Annotated in this window: 16 protein-coding genes; 7 read left to right on the top strand and 9 right to left on the bottom strand. The window is 59.7% G+C overall.

Annotation, left to right across the window (positions count from 1 at the left end; all coding sequences use genetic code 11):
• Positions 1 to 43 precede the first annotated feature (43 nt).
• From B9Z47_RS17660 to B9Z47_RS17645, 4 genes are all read right to left on the bottom strand, one after another.
• Positions 44 to 337: a hypothetical protein gene (locus tag B9Z47_RS17660; RefSeq protein ID WP_108332526.1), complete on the bottom strand. Its 294-nt coding sequence runs from the start codon at positions 335 to 337 to the stop codon at positions 44 to 46.
• Positions 338 to 367: 30 nt separating this feature from the next.
• Positions 368 to 1,003 (bottom strand): LuxR C-terminal-related transcriptional regulator, encoded by a 636-nt coding sequence (locus tag B9Z47_RS17655; RefSeq protein WP_108332525.1) that lies wholly within the window; start codon positions 1,001 to 1,003, stop codon positions 368 to 370.
• A gap of 176 nt (positions 1,004 to 1,179) precedes the next feature.
• Positions 1,180 to 3,603 (bottom strand): Lon protease family protein, encoded by a 2,424-nt coding sequence (locus B9Z47_RS17650; RefSeq protein WP_108332524.1) that lies wholly within the window; start codon positions 3,601 to 3,603, stop codon positions 1,180 to 1,182.
• A 114-nt stretch (positions 3,604 to 3,717) separates the two neighbouring features.
• Positions 3,718 to 4,449, bottom strand: coding sequence for a Crp/Fnr family transcriptional regulator (locus B9Z47_RS17645; protein ID WP_108332523.1), 732 nt, complete (start codon positions 4,447 to 4,449; stop codon positions 3,718 to 3,720).
• 336 nt (positions 4,450 to 4,785) lie between these two features.
• Here B9Z47_RS17645 and B9Z47_RS17640 point away from each other — a divergent pair, with 336 nt between their 5' ends.
• The 4 genes from B9Z47_RS17640 to B9Z47_RS17630 are packed head-to-tail and all read left to right on the top strand — an operon-like array spanning position 4,786 to position 5,966.
• Positions 4,786 to 5,112 (top strand): DUF883 family protein, encoded by a 327-nt coding sequence (locus B9Z47_RS17640; RefSeq protein WP_108332522.1) that lies wholly within the window; start codon positions 4,786 to 4,788, stop codon positions 5,110 to 5,112.
• 13 nt (positions 5,113 to 5,125) lie between these two features.
• The gene (locus B9Z47_RS17635; protein WP_108332521.1) at positions 5,126 to 5,509 is read left to right on the top strand and encodes a hypothetical protein; all 384 of its coding nucleotides are present in this window, start codon (positions 5,126 to 5,128) and stop codon (positions 5,507 to 5,509) included.
• The gene (locus tag B9Z47_RS18605; RefSeq protein WP_158271707.1) at positions 5,506 to 5,676 is read left to right on the top strand and encodes a hypothetical protein; all 171 of its coding nucleotides are present in this window, start codon (positions 5,506 to 5,508) and stop codon (positions 5,674 to 5,676) included. The genes B9Z47_RS17635 and B9Z47_RS18605 overlap by 4 nt, the downstream gene beginning before the upstream one ends.
• Positions 5,677 to 5,687: 11 nt before the next feature.
• Positions 5,688 to 5,966 (top strand): VF530 family DNA-binding protein, encoded by a 279-nt coding sequence (locus tag B9Z47_RS17630; RefSeq protein WP_108332520.1) that lies wholly within the window; start codon positions 5,688 to 5,690, stop codon positions 5,964 to 5,966.
• A 24-nt stretch (positions 5,967 to 5,990) separates the two neighbouring features.
• Here B9Z47_RS17630 and B9Z47_RS17625 read toward each other — a convergent pair whose 3' ends face one another.
• The 3 genes from B9Z47_RS17625 to B9Z47_RS17615 all read right to left on the bottom strand — a co-directional run bounded on the left by B9Z47_RS17625 (position 5,991) and on the right by B9Z47_RS17615 (position 7,625).
• Positions 5,991 to 6,461, bottom strand: a complete 471-nt coding sequence (locus B9Z47_RS17625) for an SET domain-containing protein (RefSeq protein ID WP_108332519.1) — start codon at positions 6,459 to 6,461, stop codon at positions 5,991 to 5,993.
• 8 nt (positions 6,462 to 6,469) lie between these two features.
• Entirely contained in the window at positions 6,470 to 7,171 is a 702-nt protein-coding gene (locus B9Z47_RS17620; RefSeq protein WP_108332518.1) for an amidotransferase, read from the bottom strand.
• Positions 7,172 to 7,310: 139 nt separating this feature from the next.
• Positions 7,311 to 7,625 (bottom strand): BON domain-containing protein, encoded by a 315-nt coding sequence (locus B9Z47_RS17615; protein WP_108332517.1) that lies wholly within the window; start codon positions 7,623 to 7,625, stop codon positions 7,311 to 7,313.
• Positions 7,626 to 7,922: 297 nt separating this feature from the next.
• Between B9Z47_RS17615 and B9Z47_RS17610 the strand changes: the two genes are divergently transcribed.
• On the top strand, positions 7,923 to 9,383 hold the full coding sequence (locus B9Z47_RS17610) for an amidase (RefSeq protein ID WP_233253870.1): 1,461 nt from the start codon (positions 7,923 to 7,925) through the stop codon (positions 9,381 to 9,383).
• A gap of 176 nt (positions 9,384 to 9,559) precedes the next feature.
• Here B9Z47_RS17610 and glmS read toward each other — a convergent pair whose 3' ends face one another.
• Positions 9,560 to 11,422, bottom strand: a complete 1,863-nt coding sequence (glmS, locus tag B9Z47_RS17605; RefSeq protein ID WP_108332515.1) for a glutamine--fructose-6-phosphate transaminase (isomerizing) — start codon at positions 11,420 to 11,422, stop codon at positions 9,560 to 9,562.
• Positions 11,423 to 11,569: 147 nt separating this feature from the next.
• On the opposite strand from glmS, the gene B9Z47_RS17600 reads away from it, so the two are divergent.
• The gene (locus B9Z47_RS17600; RefSeq protein ID WP_108332514.1) at positions 11,570 to 12,067 is read left to right on the top strand and encodes an Lrp/AsnC family transcriptional regulator; all 498 of its coding nucleotides are present in this window, start codon (positions 11,570 to 11,572) and stop codon (positions 12,065 to 12,067) included.
• A gap of 135 nt (positions 12,068 to 12,202) precedes the next feature.
• On the opposite strand, the gene glmU is transcribed toward B9Z47_RS17600, so the two are convergent.
• A complete protein-coding gene (gene glmU, locus B9Z47_RS17595; protein WP_233253869.1) occupies positions 12,203 to 13,573 on the bottom strand; it encodes a bifunctional UDP-N-acetylglucosamine diphosphorylase/glucosamine-1-phosphate N-acetyltransferase GlmU in 1,371 nt (456 codons plus the stop codon).
• A 264-nt stretch (positions 13,574 to 13,837) separates the two neighbouring features.
• On the opposite strand from glmU, the gene B9Z47_RS17590 reads away from it, so the two are divergent.
• On the top strand, positions 13,838 to 14,665 hold the full coding sequence (locus tag B9Z47_RS17590) for a DUF6279 family lipoprotein (RefSeq protein WP_233253868.1): 828 nt from the start codon (positions 13,838 to 13,840) through the stop codon (positions 14,663 to 14,665).
• Positions 14,666 to 14,833: the final 168 nt, after the last annotated feature.

The following is a 14,833-nucleotide window of genomic DNA, read 5'->3' as shown; positions in this document are numbered from 1 at the left end:
TTCGAATCAACACATATACACCCATACAACATCGCGTTTTGCTTCACTGAATCCCGCAACTGCCTGGCGGCGTGCGCGACACCTCACAAGAGGGTTTCACGGCGTCAATCTTTTCAGCCAAGGCCATCACATCTTTCAGATGCTCATGTGCATTGAAACTGTGGTGCTTGGACAGCTTGGCATGGTGCAACGCCGCCCTGAAGGCACCCGCCTCATGGTGCCGCGCAGCCTCCTTGTTGCGCTGATAGGCATACAGCAACTCCTCCGAGGCGCGCCGATAGTGATCGGTCATGTGCTCCGCATAAGCCATACCGATGAGTTTGTTTTCGTCCACCATGGGTGCTCCTGAAATAAGTGAAAGCAAAGGTCAGATCAAGCCGTTTTCCTGCATGTAGCGCTGCAAGGACATGCGGCCGGGACAGTTGAGTTTTTGGTAAATGTGGTGCAAGTGCAGCTTGGCCGTCCCCTCGCTGATGAACAGCTTGCTGGCTATTTTTTTATTGGGCCAGCCTTCGGTGACCATGCGCGCGACCATCATTTCCCGGGGTGTCAGCAAACTGGATGCGTTGGCATTTTTCTTCTGCTGCTCCAGCAACAAGGACATGGTTTTCATGGTCAGATCACGGTCAAGCCATTTGTTGCCGCAGTGGACCGACTTGATGCACCGAGCCAAGATCTGCTTGGATTTGTCCTTGGACACCAAACCGGGAATCCCCATGTCGATGACACGCATCACCTCACCAATCGGCGCGCCAGTGAAGACCACGGTGTGTGTCGGAATTTTTTGAAGCTGAATTTCTTCAATCAGGGACACGCCGCTTCTTTGGGTCAGCGACAGGTCCATCACCAGAATGTCCGGCCTGAATTTCTGCACGGCCTCCAGTGCATCGTCACCATTGTTCACACACGCTTTGACTGAAAAGTCCGCAGACTGCTGAAAATCATGCGACAGACCATCCAACATCACGGGGTGAGGATCTGCCAGAACCAGGTCAATACTCATGGATTTTTCTTTCTCTGTGAAAACCACAACGCCCGCGCCGAATCTCGGACAGATTCGACATGAGGCTGATCGTCTTCACCACAATAAGCAGCCCATGAGGCCGTCGAAATCCTCTGAAACAGTGAGCCGCCTACTACGTAACCAGTACAGGGCGCAATGCACGCTGGCGCATGCCGTCAATGCGGGTGTTTGCGCACACGCGGTTGGGGCCGGTTCAGCGCCAACGCTTCACAAGCCAAGCGAAAACGTTGCAATGTTTTTTGCGCCCGGCCCAAGACCGAATCCAGCGGATACCCACCCGCGCGAAGTTCACCAAACGGCAAGCCCGTGAGCAAGCTCAAACCGTCCCCCACCTGGTCAGCGACATGGATGTGAAACTGCCCTTGTGACACCGCGCGGACCACGCGTTCATCCAACATCAGATGCCTGCGGTTGCGCGCAGGCATCAAGACACCTTGCTGGCCATCCAGTCCCAAAACTTCACAGCATCTGAAATAGCCTTCAATCTTTTCATTGATACCGCCCACAGGCAGCAAATCGCCATGCTGATTGACCGCACCGGTCACCGCGATACCCTGGCGCAATGGCAGCCCCGACAGGCTGGACAACAGGGCATACAACTCGGCACAGGAAGCCGAATCGCCTTCGACACCTTCATACTCTTGCTCAAACACCACCGCGGCATCCATCGACAAAGGCGCGATGTGCGCAAATAGGCCTGCCAGGTAACTGTGCAAAATCAACACCCCCTTGTCATGAATGGGCCCGGACATGTCCACCTCTCGCTCGATGTTGAGCAAGCCCTCATCTCCGGCATAGGAACGAGCGGTCACGCGCACAGGCACCCCGAACCTGTAGTCACCCAAATCCATCACCGTCAGACCATTGATCTGCGCCACGCGCTCACCACGGACCTCCAGCACCCGATCACCATCGGCAACGGCTTCCAGAATGCGTTGCTCGGGATAGGACAAACGCGATACGCGTGCCTGCATGGCCATCTGAACATCGCCAGCCTCGACGCAACGGGCTGACCGATGCCGGGCCACCGCGTGGCTTTCAATGACCAGGGTTTCCGACAAACCGAACAAAGCACTTTGCCGCGCCTGATCCCCGGCATGCCGGTGGCTGTCTTCAATGACCCTGGCCACCGCTGCGGCCGAAAAGTGCAACAGGCCCAAGCGCTGGCAGGTGTGTGCCACAAAAATGGCCGTGGCGTGCGCAGTGTGTGCGGTGGCCTTGAAACTCTCCGCAAAATCCACCTTGCAACGAAAACGCCGTGCAAATTCCGGGTCGACCTCCTGCACAGCGTAATACTCCTGAACCGAAGCGATCAGCACAATTTTCACATCCACCTCGACCGCCTCGGGCTCCAAAGAAACGGCGGCCATGGGCGCAAGCGACATCCCCGGCTCCTCTATTTGCACACGACCACTGCGCATGAAGCGTCGCAATTTTTCCCAAACCGGCGCATCGCTCAAAAGATCCCGCAAATGCAACATCAAAAAACCGCCGTGCGCCTTGAGCAAACTGCCGGCCCTGATTTGCGAAAAATCGGTCACCAACTCATTGCCGTCCGATTCGTACTCAATGCTGCCAAACAGACTTCTGAAAACCGGGTTGTCTTCCACCATCACAGGCGCGCCCGACTGGGCGTGGTTGTCCACCGCCACATTCACACGGTAGAGGGACAAGACCGCATCCAGTGCTTCGAGTCGCACCATCTCGTCATCCCCTGGCTCGAACAAAGCCAGGTTGTCCAGCACGCTTTGCTGCACCTGTTGAAGGTATCGATTGAGCTGGGTGCTCGCTGACGGTGTCAAGGTCATTTGCTGGCGAACCACATCCAGCTCGCGTTCCAGCACAGGGTGCAGGGTCTGCCTGCGCAAGGCCGACAAACCCTCGTTCATCACACGCTCCAGTGAGCGGGTCTTCTCCAGATAGCGCCCGATCTCGGTCCTCAGCGCCTCTTCAGCGGCATCCATTTCGGCACGTTGCTGCGGGCTGAGCAGCAGCGCCTTGCCGGCCGTCACGGGCTCGCCTTGCGCGTCCTTGAGCGTGAAGACCATGTGCCCCTCGTCACGCATCAAGGCAAAGTGATGCGCCTCGGCATACGCACTCAGCGCGCTGTAACCCGCATCCACCTCGGACTTGCAGGCCAGCTCAATGCGTTTGCGCTCACTCAGAAAACCATCCTGCATCAAGCGCTTGGGCACTTCCGATTGCAAATTTTTGACACACTGCGCCATCGTCAGGCGCAAACGTCGGCCTTGCCCTGCGTGCACCCGCAAAGCCATCGGGTGGTCGGGCTCTTCAAAGTTGTTCAAAAAACACAAATCGGGTGGCACCGGGCGCTGCGCGGCTTGCGCCTGCATCATCAAGCCCAGCAAGGTCGAGCGGCCACTGCCCACCTCGCCCAAGACAAACAAGTTGTAATCTCGCTGCGACATTTCCATGCCAAAACGTGCAGCCGCCTCGGCCCGCTCCTGACCAATCCAGGGCAACGCATGCTGAACCAGCTCAGAGGTATCGGTCAAACCCAAGGTCAGCGGATTCACATTCAGCCGCAACGCATCTGCAGCCAGTTCAAGTGAGGTCATGGGTCATCCGGTTCGCAGCGAGAACTTCAGCCTACGGCCCGCCATGCCACCTGTCTGTGCGAATGAACACACTGACCCTGCCTGTGCGCGTTGTTTGTCCCCAGTGACTTGGGTTCAATGCAACCCCGGCCAAATGGGCTGATGATCCAGCAGCCTTTCATATTCACTTTTGACCACCTGATAACACTCGCAACCGCCCCGCGCGAGGCTGTCCCGGTCCGTCACTGTGATGCGTCCTCGGGCGTAGCGTATCAACCCTTGGTGTTGCAGGCGCGCAGCCGCTTCGGTGATGCCCTCGCGCCGTACACCCAATAAGCGCGCCATCAATTCGTGGGTCATGTGCAAGGACTCCCCCCCGACCCGATCCAGACTCATCAGCAGCCACCGCCTCAAGGCCTGGTCAATCGAATGGTGCCGGTTGCACACCCCTGTTTGCGCAATGTGCGTGACCAAAGCCTGGGTGTAGCGCAAAGCACACATCAGCATGTGCTGTGAGTTTTGAACTTCGCGGCGCAAGTCCACCGCCGAGATGCGCAACATCGGCCCCCCTTTGAGCACGATGGCACGGCTGAAAAAAGAGCCCCCGCCCATGAAGCCCGAGATACCCACCATGCCCTCCCTGCCCACCACGGCCAACTCGGAATACGCCCCCTCCTCGGTGATCGCATGCAGCGCCACCACCGCTCCCAGCGGAAAGTACACACAAGCCGTGGCCCCCGAACCCTGGTCCATGGACTGTCCCGGCTCCAACGCCAGCACATCCGACATGTGTCGCCACCTGGCCCAGGCTTCGTCACTCAAACAGGCCAACAGTGCGTTGTTCAGACGGTCATCTCGGTTGTGCATGTCTTGTCTCTTGTTGCCATGTCAAGGCGCCGGGGTTCCCATCCGGCGGATTCACAGGCTTTTTTTAAACGTGAATGTGTTCAAGTGAATGACCCATTTGACACCACCACAACCCTAACGGCAGTTCTGTCACCAGGTCAATCCCCGTGAGACCTGGTCATTTTTTCAGCCTCGGCTCGGCCACGTTCATCAGGCCTCAGAAAGACCTTGTTGCCCTATGCCCCACCGACTTGGGTGAACTTGCGCACGGACCTTCTGTTGGCCTCTGCGTAGAGTCCAACATCTCTTCCCTGTTCCCTGTTCCCTGTCCCCTTGAACCTTGAAAGGCCACACCACATGTCCGACATCAAAAGCCCCACCGACACCATTGCCGCCATGGGCAGCGACATCACGCAAACCATGCAAACAGCCTACGAACAGACCAAACCGGTCATCGGCCAGATGGCTGAGCGCATGAACGAGCGACTTCACGATCTGGCCCATCAAAGCCAAGAAACCACCCGAGAGGCCAAACTCAAAATCGAAAACCAGGCCAAACACATGACCACCACCGCCGAACATCACATTCAAAATGCGCCCTTCAAATCGATCATGATCGCTGCAGGCGCAGGTCTGCTGACAGGCGTGATCGCCACCTGGCTGATGCGCGAACGCAGTCACTGAGCTGTCCCGGACCATGTCCAGTCTTTGGCTGAAAATTTTCTTGCTGCCGCCCGGCCTGCTGAAAAACCATCTGCAAGGCTACGCCGACCTGGCGGCACAAGAACTGGCTGACCATGTTCGCAGGCTCAAATGCTTCTGGCTTCTTGGGGCCTTGAGCGCGGTGTGCTTGCTGTTGGGCCTGGCTCTGGGTGGGGTGGCTGCGCTGCTTTGGAGCGCGCTCCCCCGCGCGGGCATGCCACAGCCATGGGTCTTGCCGACATTGCCCTTTGGCCTTTGCCTGCTGGGTGTGGCTTTGGGTGCCTGGGCTTGCCGGTTGCGCACGAACGCGCTGTTTCCCAAACTTCGTCACCAAGTCCAGCTGGACATCTTGACCTTGAAACAGGTGGCCAAGACATGAACGTCCCCCCACACGACCCCTTGCCGCCGCCACTTTGGAGTCCCGAGCAGCGCTTGGCCATGTCCCGCATTCAGCTGGCCCAGGCACTGCAAGAACATGCCGGCTTGCTGTTGCTGCGGAAAATACTGGCGCATGTGAACGCTGCTTGCCCAAGCCCTTTTGCGTAGACAATCGGTGCATGCACGATGCCGAATCCCCCCCACCGCATGAACCCGACCGCCAGACCACACAAGCACGCAACCCCCTGCATGGCCTGACCTTGGAGGCCATCGTCACCCGACTGGCCGACTTTTACGGCTGGGACGATCTGGGCCAACGCATCCCGATACGGTGCTTCACGCACGACCCCAGCATCGGCTCCAGTTTGAAGTTCTTGCGCAAAACCCCTTGGGCCCGCGACAAAGTGGAAAGCCTTTATCTCTTTATGCTGCGGGAGCAAAAACGCCAGGGCTTTTGAGGGCCGCACACCGCCAGAAGACCGCTACCCAGAAAAAGAAGAACTCAACATGGTGCCCCTGCATTTGCGCGCACCGCACCGGCAGGCATAAGCGGCTTTGAGCGCATCGGTCAAAGGCTCATCGCTGACCAGGTCATAGTCAAAGCTCAGTTCTTCACCCGGAAAAACAGGCCGACGCGCCTTGATGAAAATCCGGCCCTTCACCTCGTCCGGCTCGCAATTGGGCTGGCATGAGTGGTTGATCCAGCGCGAGTCATTCCCACCATGCAAACCGTCGATGACCCGATCATCGTGGATGTGAAAGTAAAACGTGTGATGGGGGTCTTGCGGATTGTGCGGATGACGCCGCAAAGCCTCTTGTAGGGTGATGATTTCCCCCACATATTCCAAAATGGTTTCACCAGGGGCAAAAACGCGCAGTGCAAAAACACCTTGGCCATGCACGCTGGAGCGGCGCACTTCAATGCCCGGCTTGACCGGGCTGGCACGGGGCATGGACCGCTTCACACCTGCCCCATGAAGCGCAGCATCAGCCGACCCATGCGTGGACCGTCATGCCCGCCCTGCAAGGCCGCCAATTTTTCCTGGATCACCACCTCCCCATGACGCACAAGCTGCTTGTTCATCAGAAAAGCGCTGTACGCCGGTTCAAATTCCGGATGCGGCTGAATGCACAGCACCTGCTGACCGATGGCATAGGCGGCAATCGGGCAATGTGCGTTGCTGGCCAACAAACGAGCGCCCTGCGGCAACTCCAGCACCTGATCCTGGTGGCTGGCCAGCAAGCACACCTGCTGCACCCCATCGCTGAAATGCGAAGGTTCATGCCATGTGTAATGCGTGCGCCCCAAGCCCCAGCCTTGCGGGGCCCGGCCCACCTTGGCCCCCAGACAATGGGCAATCAACTGGTGGCCAAAGCAAACACCCACGAGCTTTTTCTGCTGCGCCAGCAAGGCACTCACACGCCCGCGCAATTCAACCACCCAGGCGTCGTCCGAAAACGCGTCAGACCGACTGCCGGTCAACAGCACCGCATCGTAAGCATCAAACGAGTCGGGATAACTCCCCTGGCGCGCACTGTAAGCATCGATCTCACCCTCAAAGCCTGCCCCGCGCAACAAACGCTCAAACATGGCGGCATAGCTGCCCCAAATGGGCACGGCTGCCGGGTCCAAAACATCGTTGTCCAGGATGCACAGTTTCATGCGAGGCGACTTCGTCCATTCAAAAACCAACAGAAACCACGCACAGAAGGCGTGTTCAACATTGGTCATTTTCGCATGAAGTCCCTCGCCATTGACCCCAGGCATCTGGCCCCGATCAGCCCTGAAAACCCCTTTCAGTTCAAGGGCGTACAGCAATCTCGTTGCGCACCGAGGTCACGCCTTTGACGCCTCGCGCAATGCTTTCTGCCTTGTTGCGCTCCAGCGCATTTTTGGCAAAACCCGACAACAACACGGTGCCCTTCAGGGTTTCCACACTGATGGCAGAACCGGCCACATCCTTGTCCTCGAAGAAGCGCGACTTGACCATGGCCGTGATGCCCGCATCGTCCACATAAGCCCCGACAGACTCCTGTCCGCGTGACACGGCACAACCCGAAGCCGCCAGAACCAGCACGGCGGCGGCCAAAGCGGCCCAGAAAGTTTTGACATTCATGGCGCAATCCCATCATGGAAGAATTAAAAACGACCAAGCCTGAACTTGGCCACCTGCCGGCCACAGCGCCACACTCTGCGCAACATTCAGCATCACACTCAGCACCAAGCCGGACATCTTCACCATAGGTCAGCTTGCTGCCTGTGTCCGTGCGCCAAAACACGCTGCCCCAAGACACGCCGCCCCACGGTCAGCAGGCGACAAGACTGCGACAGGCCACTGCACCTGACTCTGTTTTAATTTGACAGGTGCTGCAACGCACACAACGCACAAAGGTGGATCCATATGTCATGTGTCATGAGTTGGGATGAGTGGGCCAAGCACGATGCCCTTGGCTTGGCTGAACGGGTCCAGCGCGGCGAAGTGACCCCCGCTGAGCTGGCCCGACAAACCGCAGCGGGCATCGCCAAAGTCAACCCGCAATTGAGTGCCGTGGTCGAAGTGTTTGATGACCTGGTCAACGAGCCCACACGCGACGGCATGAACCCCGATGGCCCCTTTGCGGGCGTGCCCTACCTGATGAAAGACCTGGGGCCCACCCTCAAAGGCCGCTTGCAGGAAATGGGCTCACTCTTGATGAAGGGCCACCGTGCCACCGCCGACAGCTACCTGACCGGGCGCATCAAGCATGCCGGGCTGAACATCATCGGCCGCACCACCACACCCGAATTTGGCGTGTGCAGCTCGGCAGAGAACCCGGCCGTGTATGTGACGCGCAACCCCTGGGACCTGAACTACACCACCTGCGGCTCATCGGCGGGCACTGCAGCCGCGTTGGCGGCGGGCGTTTTGCCCTTGTCGCACGCCACCGACGGGGGCGGCTCGATCCGGATCCCCGCCGGGTTCAACGGCAACATCGGCCTCAAAGCCTCACGCGGCGTGTTCTCGATCGCGCCTGCCGCGTCCGACATCACGGGACTCGTCTCGACCCAAGGCTGCCAAAGCCGCACTGTTCGTGACACGGCCGCCTTTGTGGACCACTGCCGGGGCGGCGCACCAGGCGAGTTCATGCCCTACTGGTCACCCGCCGAGCCCTACAGCACACTCATCCAGCGCGACCCGGCGCGCTTGCGCATCGCCTTGTCGCACGAATGGGGCCACTACCGCGCCGTGCCGCACTTTGTGGCCGAGTTAGAGCGAGTGGGCCGTTTTTTGCAAGGCCTGGGCCACCACGTCGAATGGGCGCTGCCCGAGGTGGACCTGGAGGCCGCGTTTGCTGCGCAAACCACCTGCTACATCAGCAACTTTGCGCAAACCATCACCAACCTGCTCAAACCCCTCGGGCTGGAGCGGCCACCGGCCGATCGGGTCGAACCGATCAACATCAAAATCTGGGAAGAAGGTCTGAAAACCAGCTATGCCGAACGCGCCCGCATGCAGGCCGTGTTCAACACCACCTCGCGTGGCTTTGGCGAGTTTTTTGAACGCTGGGACATCATCCTCACGCCCATCACCGCCTTGCCCACACCCAAGCTGGGCACCACCGAATACCTGACGATCAGCGACAACCCCTCGGTGTACGACTGGTTCGAAAACCTCTGGCAAAACTTCGCCTACACCCCACTGTCGAACCTGTGCGGCATCCCGGGCATCTCACTGCCCATGGCCACGCAAGACAACGGCCTGCCTTTGGGCATCCAGGCCCAAGCCCGCCAGGCCAACGACGGCTTGCTGCTGCAACTGGCCGCGCAGATCGAGCGGGCGCTGGGGGGGAATTGGAACGACGGGCGACGGCCGGGGGTGCATGTGGGCATGTGAATCAAAGAGCGCGTGCCAACACCAACGCGTCCGCATGCCCACGGTCACTGATCCCAGGCCCTTTTACACAAAACTCTGTACACCCTCCAAGTAGGGTCCAATGAAAAGCGCCCTACTTTTCACTTTGACGACCATGACCACTTCTGTCAGATCGTCAAAATTACTCACTAGCTGAACTACTCCACGGTCACCGACTTCGCCAAATTCCTCGGCTTGTCCACATCCGTCCCCCGCGCACAGGCCGTGTGATAGCTGAGCAGCTGCAGCGGCACCACATGCAAGATGGGTGACAGCACGCCGTAGTGCTCGGGCATGCGAATCACGTTCACGCCTTCACTGCTTTCTATTTTTGTGTCGCCATCGGCCAGCACATAGAGCACGCCGCCACGGGCACGCACTTCTTGCATGTTGCTCTTGAGTTTTTCCAGCAACTGGTCATTGGGCGCCACGGTCACCACCGGCATGGCGCTGGTCACCAGGGCCAGCGGGCCGTGTTTCAGTTCGCCCGCTGCATAGGCTTCGGCGTGGATGTAGGTGATCTCTTTGAGTTTGAGCGCGCCTTCCAGCGCAATGGGGTAATGCGTGCCCCGCCCCAAGAACAGCGCGTTTTCTTTGCTCGCGAATTCTTCGGACCAGCTGATGATTTGCGGCTCCAGCGCCAGCACGGCTTGCAGCGCGGCGGGCAGGTGGCGCATGGCTTTGATGTGCCCGGCCTCTTCTTCGTCTGACAGTCGCCCCTTGGTCTGCGCCAGCGCCAGCGTGAGCAAGAACAGCCCAGCCAGTTGCGTGGTGAAGGCTTTGGTGGAGGCCACGCCGATCTCGGCCCCAGCGCGGGTCACGTAAGCGTGTTTGCATTCGCGCACCATGGCGCTGGTGGCCACGTTGCAAATGGTGAGCGTGTGCGTCATGCCCAGGCTTTGCGCGTGGCGCAGCGCGGCCAGGGTGTCGGCGGTTTCGCCGCTTTGGGTGATGGTGACGATGAGGGTGTTGGGGTTGGGCACCGATTCGCGGTAGCGGTATTCGCTGGCGATCTCGACCTGGCAAGGCACTTTGGCAATGGCTTCGATCCAGTACTTGGCCACGCAGCCGCTGTAGTAGCTGGTGCCGCAGGCCAGGATCAGCACGTTGTCAATCGCTTTGAAAGTGGAATACGCGCCATCGCCAAACAGCTCGGGCGTGATGCCTTCCACGCCTTCGAGCGTGTCGGCAATGGCTCGGGGCTGCTCGAAGATTTCTTTTTGCATGTAGTGGCGATAAGGGCCCAGCTCGGCCGCGCCGCTGTGGGCGTGCACGGTTTTCACGGCGCGGGTCACGGCTTTGTGATCGCGGTCCACCACCCAGTATTTGCCCAGCTGGATGTCGACCACATCGCCCTCTTCCAGGTACACGATCTGGTCGGTCACGCCCGCCAGCGCCATCGCGTCGCTGGCGAGGAATGTTTCGCCCTGGCCCACGCCGAGGATGAGGGGCGAACCCGCACGCGCACCGATCACGCGCTGCGGCTCGTCTTTGTGGAACACGGCAATCGCGTACGCGCCGTGCAGTTGGCGAATGGCGGTTTTGACGGCTTCAAAAATATCGCCGTCGTACACGCTGTCCACCAAGTGCGAAATGACTTCGGTGTCGGTTTGGCTCAAAAACACATAGCCCTTGGCTTGCAGGGCGGCGCGCAGTTCTTCGTGGTTTTCGATGATGCCGTTGTGCACCAGCGCCACCTTGCCCGGCTTGGCGTCTGCTGCGCCTGTGCCGTGGCTAAAGTGCGGGTGCGCATTGTGCACCGCCGGCGCACCGTGCGTGGCCCAGCGGGTGTGGGCAATGCCCGTGCCGCCTTCGATGTGGTCGGCGCTGACTTGGTCCATCAGCTCGGCCACCCGCGAAGTGCTGCGGGCGCGCTGAAGGCCACCGGTCTTGCCGTTCAGGCTGGCCGCGTGCACGGCCACGCCGCACGAGTCATAACCCCGGTATTCGAGCCGTTGCAGGCCCTGAACCAGCACGGGAACGATGTTGCGGGAAGAAACGGCGCCGACGATGCCACACATAGGAGGACTCCAATCAAAAGAATGAATGCAATGGTATGCTCAGTTGAGTAAAATTTCTGATCATTATTTGATGATTAATTGCCGTATATTTCACATCAAGTTGATATCAGTTTGATATCAAAATAATATTTCATTGATATCAATTTAATGGAACAAAACACACTCGACACCATAGACCTGCAACTGCTGGACAGCTTGCAGCACGATGCCAGCCTGAGCAATGTGGCGCTGGCCGAAAAAGTCAATATCTCGCCCCCGACTTGCCTGCGCCGCGTCAAGCGCCTGATGGAGGGGGGCTGGATCGAGCGACAAGTGGCTGTACTCAGCACCGACCGGCTCGGCTCCACGCTGGGCCACGGGCTGACAGCGCTGGTTGAAGTGTCTTTGGACAAACAAGGCAGCGAACACCTGGACGCGTTCGAAGCCCGTGCCATCGCTCAAGACGCGGTGCAGCAGTGCTGGCGCGTCTCGCCAGGGCCTGACTTCATGCTGGTGGTGCAGGCCTGCGACATGCCGCATTACCTGGTCATCAGCCAAGCGCTGTTCACGCAAGACGCCAATGTGCGCAATATGAAGGCGTTCTTCTCAACCAAACGGGCGAAATTCACAACGACTTGGCCTTTGACGAAACCGCCTGTTGTTTAAAAACCCGTTCACAGCCGTCCACGAGTCGAGCTTCGTGGGAGCGAGCCCCTGCTCGCGAATGTTTGCGGGCCGCTTCAGGCGTTCAAACCAAACAACTCTTCGGCCGCAGGGGCGGCCTCCCACAAACAGGCGAGCTCAGGCTTTGGGCTTTTTGGCAGGCCGCGCCCAATTGGCGATGCTGATCTGCTTGCCCCGCGCCACGCTCAGAGCGCCAGGTTCAGTGCTCTTGGTGATGGTGGAGCCGCCGCCCACAGTGCCACCTGCGCCAATCGTTACCGGGGCCACCAACACGCAGTTGCTGCCGATGTGCGCGTCGGCCTCGATCACGGTGCGGTGTTTGTTGGCCCCGTCGTAGTTGGCGGTGATGCTGCCCGCGCCGTAGTTCACGCGCTCGCCCACCGTGGCATCACCCAGATAAGCCAAGTGGTTGGCTTTGGCACCCTTGGCCATCGTGGAATTTTTCACCTCGACAAAGTTGCCGATGTGCACTTCAGCCCCCAGCTGTGCGCCGGGGCGCAGGCGGGCGAACGGCCCGATCAGAGCTCCCTCGCCCACGGACACGCCCAATTTTTCGCCGTCGATGTGGGTGAAGGGGTGGATCACCACGCCTGCCGCAAGGGTGCAGTTGGCGATGACGCAGTTCGCACCGATCTTCACGCCTTCACCCAAGGACACGCGGCCTTCAAAAATGCAGTTCACGTCGATCTCGACGTCTTGCGCGCAGTCGAGCTGGCCACGCAGGTCAAAGCGGGCCGGGTCTTGCAGGCGCACACCCTGCTCCATCAGGCGGTGCGCCTGGCGCAGCTGGTGGGCACGCTCCAGCTCGGCCAGTTGCACCGGGCTGTTGATGCCCGCCACCTGCAGCGGGTCGGTGATCTTGTGCGCCACCACGGGCACGCCATCGGCCACGGCGAACTTGACCACGTCGGTCAGGTAGTACTCGCCCTGGGCGTTCTGGTTGTCCAGCCGGGCCAGCCAGGCCTTGAGCCAGCGTGCGGGCACGGCCATGATGCCGCTGTAAACCTCTTTGATCTGGCGCTGTGCGTCGGTCGCGTCTTTGTGTTCGACGATGGCCTGCACCGCATCACCCTCCCGCACAATGCGCCCATAACCGGTGGGGTCGGCAAAGTCGATGGTGAGCAGCGCCAGTTGGTCACCGCCGCATTGGGCGATCAGCGCTTGCAAGGTATCGGCCTGCGTCAGCGGCACGTCGCCCGACAAAACCACCACCACGCCGTCATCGGCCAGCGCGGGCACCGCTTGCTGCACGGCATGGCCTGTGCCCAACTGGGGCTCCTGGCGCACGCATTGCACCGCCAGCACCTGCCCGGGGGCCAGCAAAACCGGCTCCACCTGGTCGGCACCATGGCCGGTGATGACCACCGCCGAGCGGGCGTTCAGCTGCGCCGCAGTGTTCAGCACATGTTGCACCAGCGGCACCCCGGCCAGACGCTGCAACACCTTGGGCAGGCGGCTTTTCATGCGGGTGCCTTTGCCGGCGGCCATCACAACAACATCAATGGGGAGCAAGAGCGTTGTAGTCATTTGGTATTTACTTTCTCAAGTGGCCACAGCAGGGCGACGGTTTTTAGATACAAATCAATTATCGCTGCCCCCTATCGGGCATATGATCGCCGCAACCAAGGCGCTACAAAAATGGGTATTTCAAATTCTTTGTTCCATGGCACCACCCTCGCAGGGTCCCGCATGACTTGGCAACCCTGGCGCAGATGGCCCAATCTGTCCCAGTCGCGTTGGTTGGTCATCGCTGTGACACTCCCCCTCTTGCAAGCTTGCAGCGCCATCAAACTGGGCTACCAACAACTGCCCACTTTGTCTTATTGGTGGCTCGACAGCGCGGTCTCGTTCAACGATGCGCAGACCGAACGGGCCAAGGAAGGTCTGGCCAACCTGTACCAATGGCACCGCAGCCAGGAGTTGGCCACCTACAGTGATTTGCTGCAACGCGCCACAGAATTGAGCCAAGGCAAGCTGCAAGCCGACCAAGTGTGCAGCGCTTGGGGTGAAGCGCGAAGCATGATGGACAGGTCCATGCGGGTCGCCATCACGCAGGCTGTTCCTGTGGTCCAAATGCTCGGCCCGCGCCAGCTGAGCCACCTGGCCAGGCACCAGGACAGCAAGAACGAAGACTGGGACAAAGAATGGCTACAAGGCAGTGCCACCGAGCGGCTGGAACGTCGGGTGGACAAGACACTGGAACGCTACCGCTCGTTTTACGGCGAACTGAGCGCAGCACAGATCGCCTTGGTCAAAACCCAGGTCAGTCAATCCAGCTGGCACCCGGAGTGGGGTCGGCAAGAGCGCTTGAGACGCGAGCAGGATTTGCTCTCCACGTTGAGACAGTCGGCCTTGGGCAATGTGCCCGCCGCCCAGATTGAAGCCAACCTGTTTGGTGTGTGGATGCGCTGGTTCACGCCCCCGGACGACGCAGGACGAGCCATGGTGCAAAAGATGACCCGACAGGCCTGCGACAACCTGGCGCAACTGCACAACACCACCAGCCCGGAACAGCGCCAACGCCTGGCACGCACGCTGCGCAACTATGAGCGGGACATCCGTGAGTTGACCAGACCCTGAACCCGTTTTGTCCTCAGGCCAAGCACTGAACGTGCGAGCCTATCGGCATAGGGGGCCTCCCTGATGGGAGGCACCCCTGCCACACCACCCGGCATGCGGGTCCGCACCGGGCGGTTCGAGCGCTTGAGGTCAGGACAGCCTTGGCACCCCCAGCCGATCAAAGTACGC

The organism is Limnohabitans sp. 2KL-1 (assembly GCF_003063435.1).
Taxonomy (GTDB): domain Bacteria; phylum Pseudomonadota; class Gammaproteobacteria; order Burkholderiales; family Burkholderiaceae_C; genus Limnohabitans_A.
This window is presented reverse-complemented; position numbering and strand designations above follow the sequence as displayed.